The following is a 15,169-nucleotide window of genomic DNA, read 5'->3' on the forward strand; positions in this document are numbered from 1 at the left end:
CCGATCTTCGAAGCGTCGCTCAGTTGGTGTGCTTGCGGCGGGCGGCGGCCCGGCCGCGCGTGGTCTGGTCGAGGATGACCTTGCGAATCCGGACGGCGACCGGGGTCACCTCGACGCATTCGTCCTCGCGGCAGAACTCCAGCGCCTGCTCCAGGGAGAGCTTGCGCGGCGGGATCAGCTTCTCCGTCTCGTCGCTGGTGGAGGAGCGCATGTTGGTGAGCTTCTTCTCCTTGGTGATGTTGACGTCCATGTCGTCGGAGCGGGAGTTCTCCCCGACGATCATGCCCTCGTAGACCTCGGTGGTGGGCTCGACGAAGAGCGTGCCGCGTTCCTGGAGGTTCATCATCGCGAACGGGGTGACCACGCCGGACCGGTCGGCCACCAGCGAGCCGTTGTTGCGGGTACGCAGCTCGCCGAACCACGGCTCGTAGGACTCGAAGACGTGGTGCAGGATGCCGGTGCCCCGGGTGTCGGTCAGGAACTCGGTACGGAAGCCGATCAGGCCGCGGGCCGGCACGAGCCACTCCATCCGGATCCAGCCGGTGCCGTGGTTGACCAACTGCTCCATCCGGCCCTTGCGGGTGGCGAGCAACTGGGTGATCGCGCCGAGGTACTCCTCCGGCGAGTCGATGGTGAGGCGTTCTACCGGCTCGCAGGTCTTTCCGTCGATTTCCCGGGTCACCACCTGGGGCTTGCCGACGGTCAGCTCGTAGGACTCGCGGCGCATCTGCTCGACCAGGATGGCCAGGGCCAGTTCACCGCGACCCTGCACCTCCCAGGCGTCGGGGCGCTCGGTGGGCAGGACCCGCAGGGAGACGTTTCCGATCAGCTCCTTGTCGAGGCGGTCCTTGACCATGCGGGCGGTGACCTTGGCGCCCTTGACCCGGCCGACCAGCGGCGAGGTGTTGGTGCCGATGGTCATCGAGATGGCCGGCTCGTCGACGGTGATCAGCGGCAGCGGGACGGGGTTCTCCGCGTCGGCCAGGGTCTCGCCGATCATGATGTCGGGGATACCGGCGACGGCGATGATGTCGCCCGGGCCGGCGCTCTCGGCGGGCTTGCGCTCCAGCCCCTCGGTCATCAGCAGCTCGGAGATGCGGACTCGTTGGGTGGTGCCGTCGGTACGGCACCAGGCCACCGTCTCGCCCTTGCGGATGGTGCCCTGCCGGACCCGGCACAGGGCGAGCCGGCCGAGGAACGGGGAGGCGTCGAGGTTGGTGACGTGTGCCTGTAGCGGGTGGGTCTCGTCGTAGGCCGGCGGCGGGATGGTCCCCAGCAGGGTGCGGAACAGCGGTTCGAGCGAGGTGCTGTCCTCGGGGATGGTGCCGTCGGCGGGCTGGGTCAGCGAGGCGATGCCGTCCCGGGCGCAGGCGTAGATGATCGGGAAGTCGATCTGCTCCTCGTCGGCGTCGAGGTCGAGGAAGAGTTCGTAGGTGTCGTCGACGACTTCCTTGATCCGGGCGTCCGGCCGGTCCACCTTGTTGATGACGAGGATGATGGGCAGCCGGGCCCGCAGCGCCTTGCGCAGCACGAACCGGGTCTGCGGCAGCGGGCCCTCGCTGGAGTCGACCAGCAGCACCACGCCGTCGACCATGGTCAGGCCGCGTTCCACCTCGCCGCCGAAGTCGGCGTGACCGGGGGTGTCGATGATGTTGATGGTGACCGGGTCGGAGCCGTCCGCCGGCACGTAGCGCACGCCGGTGTTCTTGGCCAGGATGGTGATGCCCTTTTCCCGTTCCAGGTCCATGGAGTCCATCACCCGGTCGGCCATCTCGGCGCGGGCGCTGAACGCGCCGGCCTGTCGCAGCATGGCGTCGACCAGGGTTGTCTTGCCGTGGTCGACGTGGGCGATAATGGCGACGTTACGAAGGTCGGCGCGGGTCTGCATGTCCCTATCCTCCCGGGTGCCCCGTCGTCGCTGCCAATCGGGGGGTCACTCTGCGTGTCCCGGGACTTCGTGCCAATCGGTGTCTGGACGTCGCTGGCGGGTGGCATGCTGGCCAACGTGGCCGGGAGATCGACGTGCATGACCTGTTGACGCTGTTGCGGGAGCTACCGGCCCCGGTCGTCTATCTGCTCGCCGCGATCGTCGTCATGGCCGAGACCGCCGTGATCGTCGGGTTGTTGCTGCCGGGGGAGGCCACCCTGCTGCTGGTCGGCTTCCTCGCCTACACCGGCACGCTGCGGCTGGCCCCGGTACTGATCGTGACGGTCGTCGCGGCAGCGGCCGGGGACGCGTTGGCGTTCCGTAGCGGCCGTCGTCATGGCCCCCGGCTGCGCGCCAGCGGCTGGGGGGTCCGCATCGGCGAGGCCCGCTGGCGACGGGCGGACGCGATGCTGGAACGGCTGGGTGGACGTGGGGTGTTCGGTGCCCGGTGGGTGGCCTTCGCCCGGACCCTGGTGCCCCGGCTGGCTGGCGGGGCTGGCATGCCGTACCGGCGGTTCGTGCTGTGGAACCTGGCCGGCGTGGTGACCTGGGTCGGGGGCTCGGTGCTGGCCGGCTATCTGGCCGGGGGCTCCTACGAGACGGTGTCCCGGGTCCTGGGGGACGCGACCGGGGCGGTGCTGGGGCTGATCGCCACGATCGTGGTGATCGCGCTGGTCGGTCGGTGGTTGGGGCGTAACCCCGATCCGGTACGGGCGCTGCTGGCCCGGGCCGGTGGGTTGCCCCCGCTGCGCTGGGTCACCCGCCGTTACGGGGTGCTGTTCTTCCTGCTCTCCATGCGGATCGGTCCCGGCTGGGCGTTGCTGATCAACCTGGTTGCCGGCCTGGCCCTGTTGTTCGCGATCGGGCTGACCCTGGCCTGGCTGCTCGGTGTGGTGGTGCGGCACAGCGGACTGTCGGTGGTCGACGGCGCGGTAGCCGGTTGGTTCGCCGGTCGGCGGACCGAGGGCGTGGTCGATGTCACGGTAGACGTGATCAGCGTGCTGCGCGGCCCGTTCCTGATCGTCGTGGTGGCCCTGGTCGCGGTGGTGCTCGGCTGGCGTACCCGGGCCTGGCGCGGTGACCTGGTCAGCGTGGTGGGTACGGTCGGGGCGTTCGTGCCGTTGGTGTTGCTCGCCGTCGTGGCCGACCTGGCCCAGCCGGATCTGCCTCCCCCATCCGACCTGGCCGCCACGCCGGATGGGACGACGCCGAGCGAGCCGCCATCCGCCGGAGTGTCGTCCCCGGTGACGCTCTTCCCCACCCAGAACGCCGTGGTCACCGCCAGTCTCTGCACGTTGGCCTGGCTGCTGACCCGGCGGGCCCACTGGCCGGTCGCCGTGGCGGTGTGGACCGTCGCCACGGTCGGGGTGGTGACCATCAGCGGGGCCCGGCTCTACCTCGGCTGGAGTTCGGCCAGTGAGACGGTCACCTCGGTGCTGCTCGGGGTGCTTTGGACAGCCGTGTTCATGGTCGCCTGGGCGACCCGGGACCGGGCCGTCGGCGGGGACGACGGCCCCGCCCGTCCCGACGTCGACCTCCGTCAGGTCCAACGGTGATCACTCGGCTGGTGGTGGGGGTCGCCGGGCGGCTGCTGCGGTTACCCCGGGCCCGTACCCAGCGGGTGACGGTGACCCGGAACATCCGGGTCCGGGTCCGGGACGGTGTGCCGCTGCTCACCGACCACTACGCCCCCGACCTGCCGACCCATGACGCCCCCGACCTGCCGGCCGCGCCGACCGTCCTGATCCGCACCCCGTACGGGCGGGGCGGGCCGATCCGGCTGCTCGCCCGGCTCTTCGCCGCGCACGGTTTCCACGTGGTGGTGCAGTCCTGCCGGGGCACGTTCGGCTCCGGCGGCACCTTCGAGCCACTGGCGCACGAGCGCGCCGACGGGCTGGACACCGTCGACTGGTTACGGCGGCAACCCTGGTACGCCGGCCGGTTCGGCATGTTCGGGGCGAGTTACCAGGGGTTCACCCAGTGGGCGGTGGCCGCGCACGTCGGCGACGACCTGCGGGCCATGGTGGCGGTGGTGACCACCGCGGCGACCCGGGACTCCACCTACGCGGGTGGCGCGTTCTCCCTGGACACCGTGCTCACCTGGGCCGAGCTGATCGAGGCGCAGACCGTGTCGTGGCTGGCCCGGCAGCTCGAACTCAAACGGGGCCAGCCCCGTTTGCTGGCCGGCCTGGCCCACCTGCCGTTGGCCGAGGCCGACCGGATCGCCACCGGCGGCACCATCCGGTTCTTCCAGGAGTGGCTGCGCCACCACACGCCCGGGGCCAACTACTGGCAGTCCCGGGTCTTCGATGCGCACCTCGACCGGGTACGCGCCCCGGTGGCGATGGTGACCGGTTGGCACGACATCTTCCTTCCCGCCCAACTGGCCGACTACGCGGCGCTGCGGGCGGCGGGCGGGCGGCCGTACCTGACCATCGGGCCGTGGACCCACGGCGGGCCACGGCTGCTCGGCGCGTCGGTGCGGGAGGGGTTGCTCTGGCTGCGGGCACACCTGGCCGGCGAGCACAGTGGGCTACGCGCCGCGCCGGTACGCATCCACGTCGGTGGTGCCGGCGGTGGCTGGCGCGACCTGCCGGCGTGGCCACCCCCGGCGGCGCGTACCGCCTGGCATCTGCACCCCGGCGGCGGGCTCGCCACCCGCGCGCCACGTCCGTCCAGAGCGGACGGATTCTGGTACGACCCGAGCGACCCGACGCCGTCGCTCGGTGGCCCGCTGCTGGTGGCGCAGCGGGCCGGGCGGGTCGACAACCGGCCGGTGGAGCGCCGCCCGGACGTGCTCACCTACACCAGCGCCCCGCTGGCCGAGCCGTTGGAGGTGATCGGCCCGGTGACCGCCGAGGTGCACCTGCGCAGCGCACTGTCGTATCTGGACGTGTTCCTGCGCCTGTGCGAGGTGGATCGGCGGGGTCGGTCGTGGAACGTCTGCGACGGTCTGGTCCGGGTGAGCCCGGACCGGTTTCCGGCCGAGGGTGACGTGGTGCGGGTGCCGGTGTCGATGTGGCCGGTGGCGTACCGGTTCGCCCGCGGGCACCGACTCCGGCTTCAGGTCTGCGGCGGGGCGCATCCCCGGTACGCCCGCAACCCCGGCACCGGGGAGCCACTCGGTACGGCGGTAGCGCTGCGGGCCGGCTACCGGGAGGTCCTGCACGACCCGGCGCACCCGTCCGCAGTGTTCCTACCAGTCCACTACCACTCGTAGTCAATCGAGGTTGGCACATCTCTGACCTGGACTTTTGCTTCTGGGCATAGTTACGGTTCGTGTATCGCCTGGCGCTGTGTACGAGATTGTCGGTCGGTTCGCCGGCCGCCTGACACGCCCCGACGCGCGGTGCCGCCGTGCGTACCGGCCCCGATTCTGGAGGGCTGACCATGCGACTGCTCTGGCTCCCCGAGGTACTACGGAACGCTGGCCTGACCGTGCACGAGGTCGATGGCTGGCGGAACAGAGGATCGACGGAGTTCGACCCGATCGGCATCATCTGCCACGAGACCCGTGGCTCTCGGAACTCCACCGACTCCGGTGAGATCAACGTCCTGCTGCACGGGTCGAAGACCGCGCCACCACCGATCGCCCAACTGTATCTGTCCCGCACCGGCGACTGGCATGTCGTCGCATCGGGCCGGTGCAACCACGTACGGGTCGGCTGGGCCGGTCCGTTCAAGGGCTCCGGTAACACCCGGCTGCTCGGCATCGAGGCCCAACACGCGCTCGGCGAGCCATGGACCGCGACGCAGTACCAGTCCTACGTACGGGGCGTGGCCGCCATCCGCCGGCACACCGGTTGGGGTGTCGGCGGCCACAAGGAACACCAGCCCGGCGGTTACGGGCACGCCAGCAGCAAGACCGATCCGAGTTTCGACATGGACCAGTTTCGGCGGGACGTCGCCGAAACCCAGTCCACGAAGGAGAGCGTCATGTCCGCACTGACTGACGAGGAGCAGCAGCGGCTGCTCAAGCTCTGTACCGACATCAACTACATCCTGTGGAGCGGGGCTCAGAAGCCCGACGGCAGCGGCCGTACCGACTTCCGGCAGTACTTCTACAACATCGAGGCGCTGTTGACTCAGGTCAAGGCCAACCAGCAGGCGATGGCCGGCAAGGACTGGGTCGACGAGCAGCAGATCGTCAACGGGGTACTCGCCGGTCTCGGTGGCAAGGACCTGGACACCGTCGCAGCCGCCCTACGGGCCGTCTTCGGCAAGCGATCGGCGGAGTTGGCCGCCAAACTCGCCGCCGGCTGACCGCCGTCGACCTGGAAGTCGTCCCCCGGGGCTCGGCGCGGCGCATCGACCGTCCGCCCCATGTCGAGAAGGAGGATCGGATATGCCGAGCGCATCTGTGGGAGCGGTGGCCGAGAACGCACCGGTGGAGGCCAAGGTCAAGGTGGCCACCGTGGCTGGCGCGGGGTCGGCGGGGGTGATCGCCCCGTTCATCGTCTGGGTGGTGGACCAGCTCTTCTACGCCGGCGACGGGCCGCCCGAGGTGCCGCTGCCGGTCGTCGGGCTGATCGGCCTGATCGTCACCGGTGTCGGTACCTTCCTCGGCGGCTGGTCCGCCCGGCACACCCCCCGCCCACCCGACTGATCGTCGACTGGCCGGTTCGTACCGGGCCGGCCAGTCGTGGGCCATCGGCCCGGTAGCCGCCGGCCCCACCGTTCTGGTTCGGTGGCTGCTGCCACGGGTCTGGTTCAGTGGCGGATGCCACCGCCCTGGTTCAGTGGATGGTGCCGTCGACGATGGCCTCCGCGACCTGACAGAACTGCGCCATGTCGGGCTGCCAGCCGGCGGCGATGTCCGGGTGCAGCCCGGCGCGGGTCTCGTCGAGCAGGTGACGGCAGACCTCCGCCACCGGCTCGCCCGCGTACCGGGCTTGGACCCGATCGGTCGCCGCTCGTAGCGCCGAGGTCAGCTGCTCCTCCAACGGGCCGCGTAGCTTCTCCTGCGTCGAGGTGAGTTCGCTCGGATCGAGCGAGACGTGTGGCTCTGACATGTTTTCTCCTCCGTGAGGGCCCCGCGATACCCCGTCCCGGCGGTCCGGCAAACCCGCCACCGGTCACCGGCGTCGCGGACCGCTGAACGGGTCGGACACTGCGCCCGCCGAACCCCGGGTTTCCAGGCTATATGTTCCGTTCGTCCATATAATTGATCTCCTGCTCTCGATGATGTTTCGCCGTTGCCGGCCCAGGGCAGGGAGGTGGCACGAAACGCCCGCCCACGCGGCCCCAGCAGCAGTCCCGGTCCGGGGCGAGCGTGTCGCCGTGCGCCGGGCACGGACCCTCCCGGCAGTTGGACACAGAAAGTAGGGGACGATGAGCAGTCCCGGGAGTAGCCGGCCACGGCGTGCCCGTACGGTCGCGGCGGCGGCCACCCTCGCGTTACTGGCGCCGACCGCGTGCGGGTCGGGCGAGGAGAGCGGATCGCCGACGATCAACCTGTACTACCCGCCGGAGCAGAGCATGCAGGAGGTCGTCGACGCCTGCAACGCCCAGGCACAGGGTCGGTACCGGATCGCCTACCGGGTGCTGCCCCGCCAGGCCGACGACCAGCGAGTGCAGATGGTCCGGCGGCTCGCCGCCGAGGACACCGGCATGGACGTACTCGGCGTGGACGTGACCTGGACCCAGGAGTTCGCCAGCGCCGACTGGATCCGGGAGTGGACCGGCGAGGACGCGCAGGAGGCACAGCGGGGCACCCTGGCCGGTCCGCTGGAGACCGCCCGCTACCAGGGCAAGTTGTACGCCGCGCCGAAGCACACCAACGTGCAGCTGCTCTGGTACCGCACCGACCTGGTACCGCAGCCGCCGAAGACCTGGGACGAGATGATCGCGCAGGCCCAGCAGCTGAAGGGCCAGGGCAAGCCGTACCGGGTGATCACCATGGGAGCCCAGTACGAGGGCCTCGTGGTGCTCTGGAACACCATGGTCGCCAGTGCCGGCGGGCAGATCCTCAACACCGAGGGCACCAAGGTCGTACTCGACGACGGCGCGGTCAAGGCGCTGGAGCAGCTCAAGCAACTGGCCACCTCGGGCGTGACCAGCCCGTCGTTCGCCAACGCCACCGAGGACCCGGCCCGGCTGGAGTTCCAGTCCGGCAATGGGGCGTTCCAGCTCAACTGGCCGTTCGTCTACCCCGCCCTACAGGAGGCCGACCCGGAGTTGGCCGCCAAGGTCAAGTGGGCCCGCTACCCGGGGGTGGACGAGAACACCCCGAGCCGGGCCACCATCGGCGGCTCCAACCTGGCGGTCAGCGCCTTCTCCCGGCACCCGGCCGAGTCGTTCGAGGCGGCGAAGTGCCTGCGCAACGCCGAGAACCAGAAGATCAGCGCGGTCAAGGGCGGGACGCCACCGACGCTGGAGTCGGTCTACGCCGATCCGGAGATGGACGAGGCGTACCCGATGAAGGAGACCATCCTGGCGGAGTTGAAGGATGCCGCCACCCGGCCGCTGACCCCGGCGTACCAGAACATCTCCACGGTGATCTCGGCGGAGCTCTCGCCGCCGTCGGCGATCGAGCCCGACCGGACCGCGAAGGACCTGCGTAGGTCCATCGCCGACGCGCTGGAGTCGAAGGGGGTACTGCCATGAGCGGGCAGAGCGGAACGCCCCTGGGCGCGGAACTGGCCATCGAGGAGACCGAGCGGGCGGAGCGGGCCGAAGGCCGACGGCGTCGCCGCCGCGCGCCGTTGAGCGAGGGCCGGCGGGCCGAACGGCGGCTCGGCTGGCTGCTCTGCGCCCCGGCCGCCATCGTGATGGTCGCGGTGACGGCGTACCCGATCCTCTACTCGGTCTGGCTGTCGTTGCAGCGCTTCGACCTGAAGTTCCCCGACCAGCGGGAGTTCGTCGGGCTGGAGAACTACGTCACCGTGCTGACCAACGAGTACTGGTGGACCGCGTTCGGGGTGACCCTGCTGATCACCGTGGTCACCGTCGCCGTGGAACTGGCGCTCGGCATGGGACTGGCCATCGTCATGCACCGGACCCTGGTCGGGCGCGGCCTGGTCCGGACCGCGGCGCTGATCCCGTACGGGATCGTCACGGTCGTCGCCGCCTTCTCCTGGCGGTACGCCTGGACGCCCGGCACCGGATACCTGGCGAACGTCTTCGGCGACGGCGCACCGTTGACCGACCGGGCCGCCTCCCTGGCGATCATCATGCTGGCCGAGATCTGGAAGACCACACCGTTCATGGCGCTGCTGCTGATGGCCGGGCTGGCGCTGGTCCCCGACGACCTGATGAAGGCGGCCTCGACCGACGGGGCGACCGCCTGGCAGCGGTTCACCAAGGTGATGCTGCCGGTGATGAAGCCGGCGATCCTGGTGGCGCTGCTGTTCCGGACCCTGGACGCGTTCCGGGTCTTCGACAACATCTACGTGTTGACCGCCGGCAGCAACCAGACCTCGTCGGTGTCGATGCTCGCCTACAACAACCTGATTCGCGGGCTGAACCTGGGCATCGGGTCCACCATGTCGGTGTTGATCTTTCTTGCCGTGGCGATCATCGCATTCATCTTCGTGAAGCTGTTCGGTACGGCTGCCCCGGGCAGCTCGGATGAGGAGAAGCGCTGATGGCATCCCTGGACACCACGACCGGTGCGAAGTGGCGCTGGGGGCTGCTGGACGTCGTCGTCATCGTCTTCGCCCTGATCCCGGTGCTGTGGATCGCGTCGCTGTCGTTCAAGACCCCGGCCACGTTGACCGACGGCCGGTTCATCCCACGCGAGTGGACGCTGGAGAACTACCGGGCCATCTTCACCACCGACCAGTTCGTCCGGGCCCTGGTCAACTCGATCGGGATCGCGATCATCGCCACCGTCATCGCCGTCGTGCTCGGGATGATGGCGGCGTACGCGATCGCCCGACTGAACTTCCCCGGCAAGGGGCTGCTGGTCGGGGTCTCCCTGCTGATCGCGATGTTCCCGCAGGTGTCGCTGGTGTCACCGCTGTTCGAGATCGAACGACAGCTCGGCCTCTTCGACACCTGGCCGGGGCTGATCCTGCCGTACATCACCTTCGCGTTGCCGCTGGCGATCTACACCCTGTCGGCCTTCTTCAAGCAGATCCCGTGGGACCTGGAGAAGGCGGCCAAGATGGACGGCGCGACGCAGGGGCAGGCGTTCCGGCGGGTGATCGCCCCGCTGGCCGCGCCGGGGGTGTTCACCACGGCGATCCTGGTCTTCATCTTCTGCTGGAACGACTTCCTCTTCGCGATCTCGCTGACCTCGACCGAGCGGTCCCGTACGGTTCCGGTGGCGCTGTCGTTCTTCACCGGCGAGTCGCAGTTCGAGGATCCCACCGGGGCGATCTCCGCCGCCGCCGTGGTGATCACCGTTCCGATCATCCTCTTCGTGCTCTTCTTCCAGCGCCGCATCGTGTCGGGGCTGACCTCCGGCGCTGTCAAGGGATAGGTGATTTTCGTGGCTGACATCGTGCTCGACAAGGTGGGCAAGCGGTTCCCGGACGGCACCGTGGCGGTGCGTGACATCGACCTGGAGATCGCCGACGGGGAGTTCGTCATCCTGGTCGGCCCGTCGGGATGCGGCAAGTCCACCACCCTGAACATGATTGCCGGGCTGGAGGACATCAGCTCCGGTGAGCTGCGGGTCGATGGGGAGCGGGTCAACGACAGGGCACCCCGGGACCGGGACATCGCCATGGTCTTCCAGTCCTACGCCCTGTACCCGAACATGACCGTACGGGAGAACATGGCGTTCCCGCTGCGGCTGGCGAAGCTGGACAAGGCTGCCATCGACGAGAAGGTCGAGGAGGCGGCCAAGGTGTTGGAGCTGACTCCGCTGCTGGACCGCAAGCCGGCCAACCTCTCCGGCGGCCAGCGGCAGCGGGTGGCGATGGGGCGGGCGATCGTCCGTCGGCCGAAGGCGTTTCTGATGGACGAGCCACTGTCCAACTTGGACGCCAAACTGCGGGTGCAAATGCGTACCGTGGTGTCCCGGTTGCAGAAGCAGCTCGGCACCACCACCGTCTACGTCACCCACGACCAGACCGAGGCGATGACCCTCGGCGACCGGGTGGTGATCATGCGGGCCGGTGCGGTGCAGCAGGTCGGCCCACCCCAGGAGCTGTACGACCACCCGATCAACCTCTTCGTGGCCGGGTTCATCGGCTCGCCGTCGATGAACTTCCTGCACGCGGCGGTGGAGGACGGTCGGCTGCGGACCGCGCTGGGTGACCTGCCGCTGGGGCAGCGGCTGCGCCGCGAGTTGGCCGCCGCCGACGCGCCCCGGGAGTTGATCCTCGGTATCCGTCCGGAGCACTTCGAGGATGCCGACCTGGTCGACGAGCAGACCCGGCCCAAGGGGATCGAGTTCGAGGCACCGGTCGACATCGTCGAGTCGATGGGGTCGGACAAGTACGTCTACTTCAGTGTGGAAGGCGAGCGGGCCCGCGCCGCCGAGCTGGAGGAGTTGGCCGCCGACGCCGGGGCCGCCGACTTCGCCGGGGCGGGGAGCGCACTGGTCACCCGCCTGTCGGCCGAATCCACCGTACGGGAGGGGGAGACCCGTCGGGTCTGGGTGAACCTGGAGAAGTTGCACCTGTTCGACCCGGCCAATGGTCGCAACCTGACCCTGCACGAGGGTCGCTCGGCTGGTGCCCTGGCCGACTGAACGTTCCGGTTGGCCTCATCCGAGAAGATGACCTTGAGTAAAGTCCACTGTTGATGTATCCAGCATTGCCCGGTTTGTGGTTGCAGTTTGTGATCGGCCCTTTACAGCGGCCCTTCGAGATCGTCTATGGTTCCCGCGCTGTCTATTTAGATCATCGGGAGTCATGGTGGGGCTGGGTTGGCCATCTGGGCATGCGGCTGTGGGCAGGCGTAGGCGGCTGCGCCGGCGCTTCGGGATAACCGTGGCTGCTGTGCTGGTAGGAACCGTTGCGCCGGTTGGGGTGGCGTCACAGGCGTTGGCAGAGACGAGTGCGACGCCACCCATGGTTGACCAACTGTCGGCCTCGGATGAGGCGTCGGCGATGGCCCTGGCGTATCGGACCCGTAAGCCGGTCGAGGTGTCAGGGATGACCTCGGAGGCCGGGCGTACGTGGGCGTTGCCGGATGGCACGTTCAAGTCGGAGTTGCATGTCGGGCCGGAGCGCACCCGTAACGAGGCTGGCTCGTGGGTGGATGTGGACCTGACGTTGGAGCGGAAGCCGGACGGCAGCGTTGCGCCGAAGGCGCATCCTCGTGGGCTTTCGTTGTCTGGTGCGCGTGGCGCGGGCGCGGACGGTCTTGTCTCGTTGGGCCTTGGGGATGCGCAGGTGCGGCTCGGCTGGCGTGGCGAGCTGCCGGAGCCGGTCCTGGACGGGGAGAAGGCTACCTACGTCGAGGTCAAGCCCGGTGTTGACCTGGTGGTCGAGGCCGGACGGACCGGGTTTGAGTACTTCCTTGTGGTGAAGACGCCGGAGGCGGCGGCGGGGCTGGCCACGGTGTCGATGCCGTGGAATACCGGATCGCTGGAACCGGTGGTGGTTGCCGGGCGCAGTGCCGCTGGGTTGCGCTCGACGGCCGGCTCAACGCCAGTGGTGGTGTCCGAGGCGATTATGTGGGATGCCCGGGTGTCACCGACGACGGGTGAGCCCGTGCACACATCCGATGTTCAGGTGGCGACCGAGGCGAACCAGAGCGGTGGCACTGACCTGGTGTTGACGCCGGATCCGGCGTTCTATACGGATCCGCAGGTGACGTACCCGGTCACGATCGACCCGAAGGTGAATCTGAATCCCGCGTTCGACGGGTATGTGCAGGACACGATCTTGAACACGGACAAGTCCGGTGAGAAGGACCTGCGGCTGGGGTTTAGTGACGACGCGTCTGAGGGCTGTGGTTCGGGGTGTAAGGCCCGGTCGTTCCTGAGTTTCCACGGTATGGAGGCGTATCGGGGCGCGACGGTGGTGTCGGCGGAATTGTTCCTGTGGAACTTCCACTCGTGGTCGTGCACCGCTACGGAGTGGCAGGCGTGGACGACGTCGTTTGTGAACCACACCGCGCGATGGGGGAGCCAGCCGACGTGGCGGGCATTGGATGGTAAGTCGACGGGAACGAAGGGGTACGGCACCGGTTCATGTGGTGACGGTTGGGTGTCGGTGTCGGTGAAGAAGACCTTCCAGGGGGCCTTCTCCTCGACTGACTCCACGGCGAACGTCGGGCTGCGGGCGACCAGCGAGTCGAACCACGATGGGTGGAAAAAGTTCAACTCGTTTGAGGCGGCGTCGAACCGGCCGTATGTGACGTTGGTGTACAACCGACCGCCGAACGTGCCGACGGGGTTGAAGGTCGATTCATGCTATTCGGCGTGCGCCTCGCCGGCGGTGGTCCGCTCGGGTACTCCAGAGTTGACGGCGACTGTGTCGGACCCGGATGCCGGGGTGTTGCGGACCGAGTACGAGGTGTTTGACAACGCCAAGGCCACGCAGGTGGCGAAGTCGGGAACGGCGGTCACGGGCGTGACCTCGGGTACGGGCCGGCCGTGGCGGGTGGTGCCGTCAGCGGGTGCTGCGCTGCCGGACGGCACCTATCATTGGCGGGCTCGGGCGTGTGATTCGTACGTGTGTGGGGTCTACTCGGCATGGTTCACCTTCACGGTGAATACGCAGGACGTGTCGTTGCCGGTGGTGACCGCGACACCGTACGCAGAGAAGTCGACGGGGACGTGGAACGGCGGTCCTGGACAGCCGGGTGCGTTCACCTTCGCGCCGGCTAGCGGTACCACCGGGATGGCCGAGTACCTCTACAGCCTCAACGGTGGCAACTATGTGATGGTGCCGGCCGGGCAGGCGCAGGCCGAGCAGTTGACCGAGAACCAGCAGCAGGTCTCCACTGATCTGACCGGCTTCACCGCTATGGCGTATCTGACGATGGTGCGCAGCACCGAACACGGGCACGACAGTCCGTCGTCGCTGAAGCTGACACCGACGCCGACGGGTTGCTGCGCGGGCGCGAACGGCGACACCTTCGCCTCCATCGGCGACGACTACGGTGCGATGCGGTTGGGGATGCAGGCCGGCAAGCGGTATGCGATCAGCGCCTGGATCTATGTGCCGGCCGCGACCGGTCTCAGCCCGCTCGACTCCCGGGGGCTGAGCATCGTGCCCAGCTATAAGGACAACGGCGTCTACACCGACGCGATGTCGTTGAAGCCGACAGCGGTCGATACGTGGCAGAAGCTGTCGACGGTGATGACGATTCCGACGACTGCGACCGATGCGTTCGTTCGGCTGTACAACGGGTTCCCGACTGGCTCCAACAAGTCGGTGTTCTGGGACGACATGTCCGTACGCGAGGTCATCGGCGACACCGGCGTCGAGACGATCATGCCAGCACGGGACGGCCTCAACCGACTTGAGGTATGGGCCCGCAACACCGCGGGCACTACCAGCGACCCCCGCGTGTACGACTTCCTGGTCACCCCCAGCGCGGGCTCCTGGAACTGGACCCTGGACGAACCCGCCGGCGCGACCGTCGCCAACTCCGTACCGGACACGTTCCCGGCGGACGTCAGTGGAACCGGGGTGTCGTGGCAGCCAGCCGGCAAGGTCGGCACCGGCGCGGTCACCCTCGACGGCAACGGGCAGTTGGCCACGCGCTCGCCGGTGTTGGACACGACCGCACCGGCCGGGTTCACCGTTGCTGCCTGGGTCCGGGCGACCGACACCAGCACCGCCCACACGGCCATCTCCCAGGACGGCGTGAACACCTCGATGTTCCGCCTCGGCCTGCGCAAGGACCGCGACCTCGACGGCGACGAGGTACTCGACGCGGAATGGTGCTTCACCGTAATTGCGGCCGACACCGCCGACGCGGCAGAGACCAGCGCCTGCACCACCGAGTACGTCATCGAAGGCGACTGGGTGAGCCTGGTCGGCATCTACGACAAATCCGCTAGCAAGATCAGGTTGTACGTGAACGGGACTGACAACCTCGGTGGTGTGGTTGCCGAGGCTGACTTCAGCAGCGGCTGGTCAGCAACTGGCGTGTTCGCGATGGGCAGGGCATGGAGCGGCGCAACCGCTGGACGGTGGGTTGGCGACCTCGACCACGTCTACGCCGCACAGCGAGTCTGGGGCAGCTCCGACATCGATCGTTTTGCCAACCGGTAGCAGTACATGAGTTTGAGTCGTTGGATCGTCGCGCGGTGGAGGGAATGCAAAGTGGGTGCGGTGGGAAGCCGTCCGCTTCGGGGGACAGCTATGTCGACCATGGGACGTGCCAGTC

At 68.5% G+C, this 15,169-nt stretch carries 11 protein-coding genes; 9 read left to right on the plus strand and 2 right to left on the minus strand.

What is annotated here, in order from left to right:
• Nucleotides 1-19: 19 nt before the first annotated feature.
• Nucleotides 20-1,888: a translational GTPase TypA gene (gene typA / locus FHR38_RS25375; protein ID WP_184537011.1), complete on the minus strand. Its 1,869-nt coding sequence runs from the start codon at nt 1,886-1,888 to the stop codon at nt 20-22.
• Between the two features lie 134 nt (nt 1,889-2,022).
• Here typA and FHR38_RS25380 point away from each other — a divergent pair, with 134 nt between their 5' ends.
• From FHR38_RS25380 to FHR38_RS25395, 4 genes are all read left to right on the plus strand, one after another.
• On the plus strand, nt 2,023-3,483 hold the full coding sequence (locus tag FHR38_RS25380) for a VTT domain-containing protein (RefSeq protein WP_184537012.1): 1,461 nt from the start codon (nt 2,023-2,025) through the stop codon (nt 3,481-3,483).
• Nucleotides 3,480-5,147 (plus strand): CocE/NonD family hydrolase, encoded by a 1,668-nt coding sequence (locus tag FHR38_RS25385; protein WP_184537013.1) that lies wholly within the window; start codon nt 3,480-3,482, stop codon nt 5,145-5,147. The genes FHR38_RS25380 and FHR38_RS25385 overlap by 4 nt, the downstream gene beginning before the upstream one ends.
• Nucleotides 5,148-5,317: 170 nt before the next feature.
• Nucleotides 5,318-6,190, plus strand: coding sequence for a peptidoglycan recognition protein family protein (locus tag FHR38_RS25390; protein ID WP_184537014.1), 873 nt, complete (start codon nt 5,318-5,320; stop codon nt 6,188-6,190).
• A gap of 82 nt (nt 6,191-6,272) precedes the next feature.
• A complete protein-coding gene (locus FHR38_RS25395) occupies nt 6,273-6,533 on the plus strand; it encodes a holin (RefSeq protein ID WP_184537015.1) in 261 nt (86 codons plus the stop codon).
• A 130-nt stretch (nt 6,534-6,663) separates the two neighbouring features.
• Here the strand turns inward: FHR38_RS25395 and FHR38_RS25400 are convergent, their stop codons facing one another.
• On the minus strand, nt 6,664-6,939 hold the full coding sequence (locus FHR38_RS25400; RefSeq protein WP_184537016.1) for a hypothetical protein: 276 nt from the start codon (nt 6,937-6,939) through the stop codon (nt 6,664-6,666).
• A 319-nt stretch (nt 6,940-7,258) separates the two neighbouring features.
• Here FHR38_RS25400 and FHR38_RS25405 point away from each other — a divergent pair, with 319 nt between their 5' ends.
• From FHR38_RS25405 to FHR38_RS25425, 5 genes are all read left to right on the plus strand, one after another.
• Complete coding sequence (locus tag FHR38_RS25405) at nt 7,259-8,533, plus strand: ABC transporter substrate-binding protein (RefSeq protein WP_184537017.1); 1,275 nt, start codon at nt 7,259-7,261, stop codon at nt 8,531-8,533.
• Entirely contained in the window at nt 8,530-9,513 is a 984-nt protein-coding gene (locus tag FHR38_RS25410; RefSeq protein WP_184537018.1) for a carbohydrate ABC transporter permease, read from the plus strand. Before FHR38_RS25405 ends, FHR38_RS25410 begins: the two co-directional genes overlap by 4 nt.
• Entirely contained in the window at nt 9,513-10,352 is an 840-nt protein-coding gene (locus FHR38_RS25415) for a carbohydrate ABC transporter permease (protein WP_184537019.1), read from the plus strand. Before FHR38_RS25410 ends, FHR38_RS25415 begins: the two co-directional genes overlap by 1 nt.
• Before the next feature lie 9 nt (nt 10,353-10,361).
• Nucleotides 10,362-11,570, plus strand: coding sequence for an ABC transporter ATP-binding protein (locus FHR38_RS25420; RefSeq protein WP_184537020.1), 1,209 nt, complete (start codon nt 10,362-10,364; stop codon nt 11,568-11,570).
• Nucleotides 11,571-11,646: 76 nt separating this feature from the next.
• A complete protein-coding gene (locus FHR38_RS25425; protein WP_184537021.1) occupies nt 11,647-15,054 on the plus strand; it encodes a DNRLRE domain-containing protein in 3,408 nt (1,135 codons plus the stop codon).
• The last annotated feature ends 115 nt before the right edge of the window (nt 15,055-15,169 follow it).

The organism is Micromonospora polyrhachis (assembly GCF_014203835.1).
GTDB lineage: Bacteria > Actinomycetota > Actinomycetes > Mycobacteriales > Micromonosporaceae > Micromonospora_H > Micromonospora_H polyrhachis.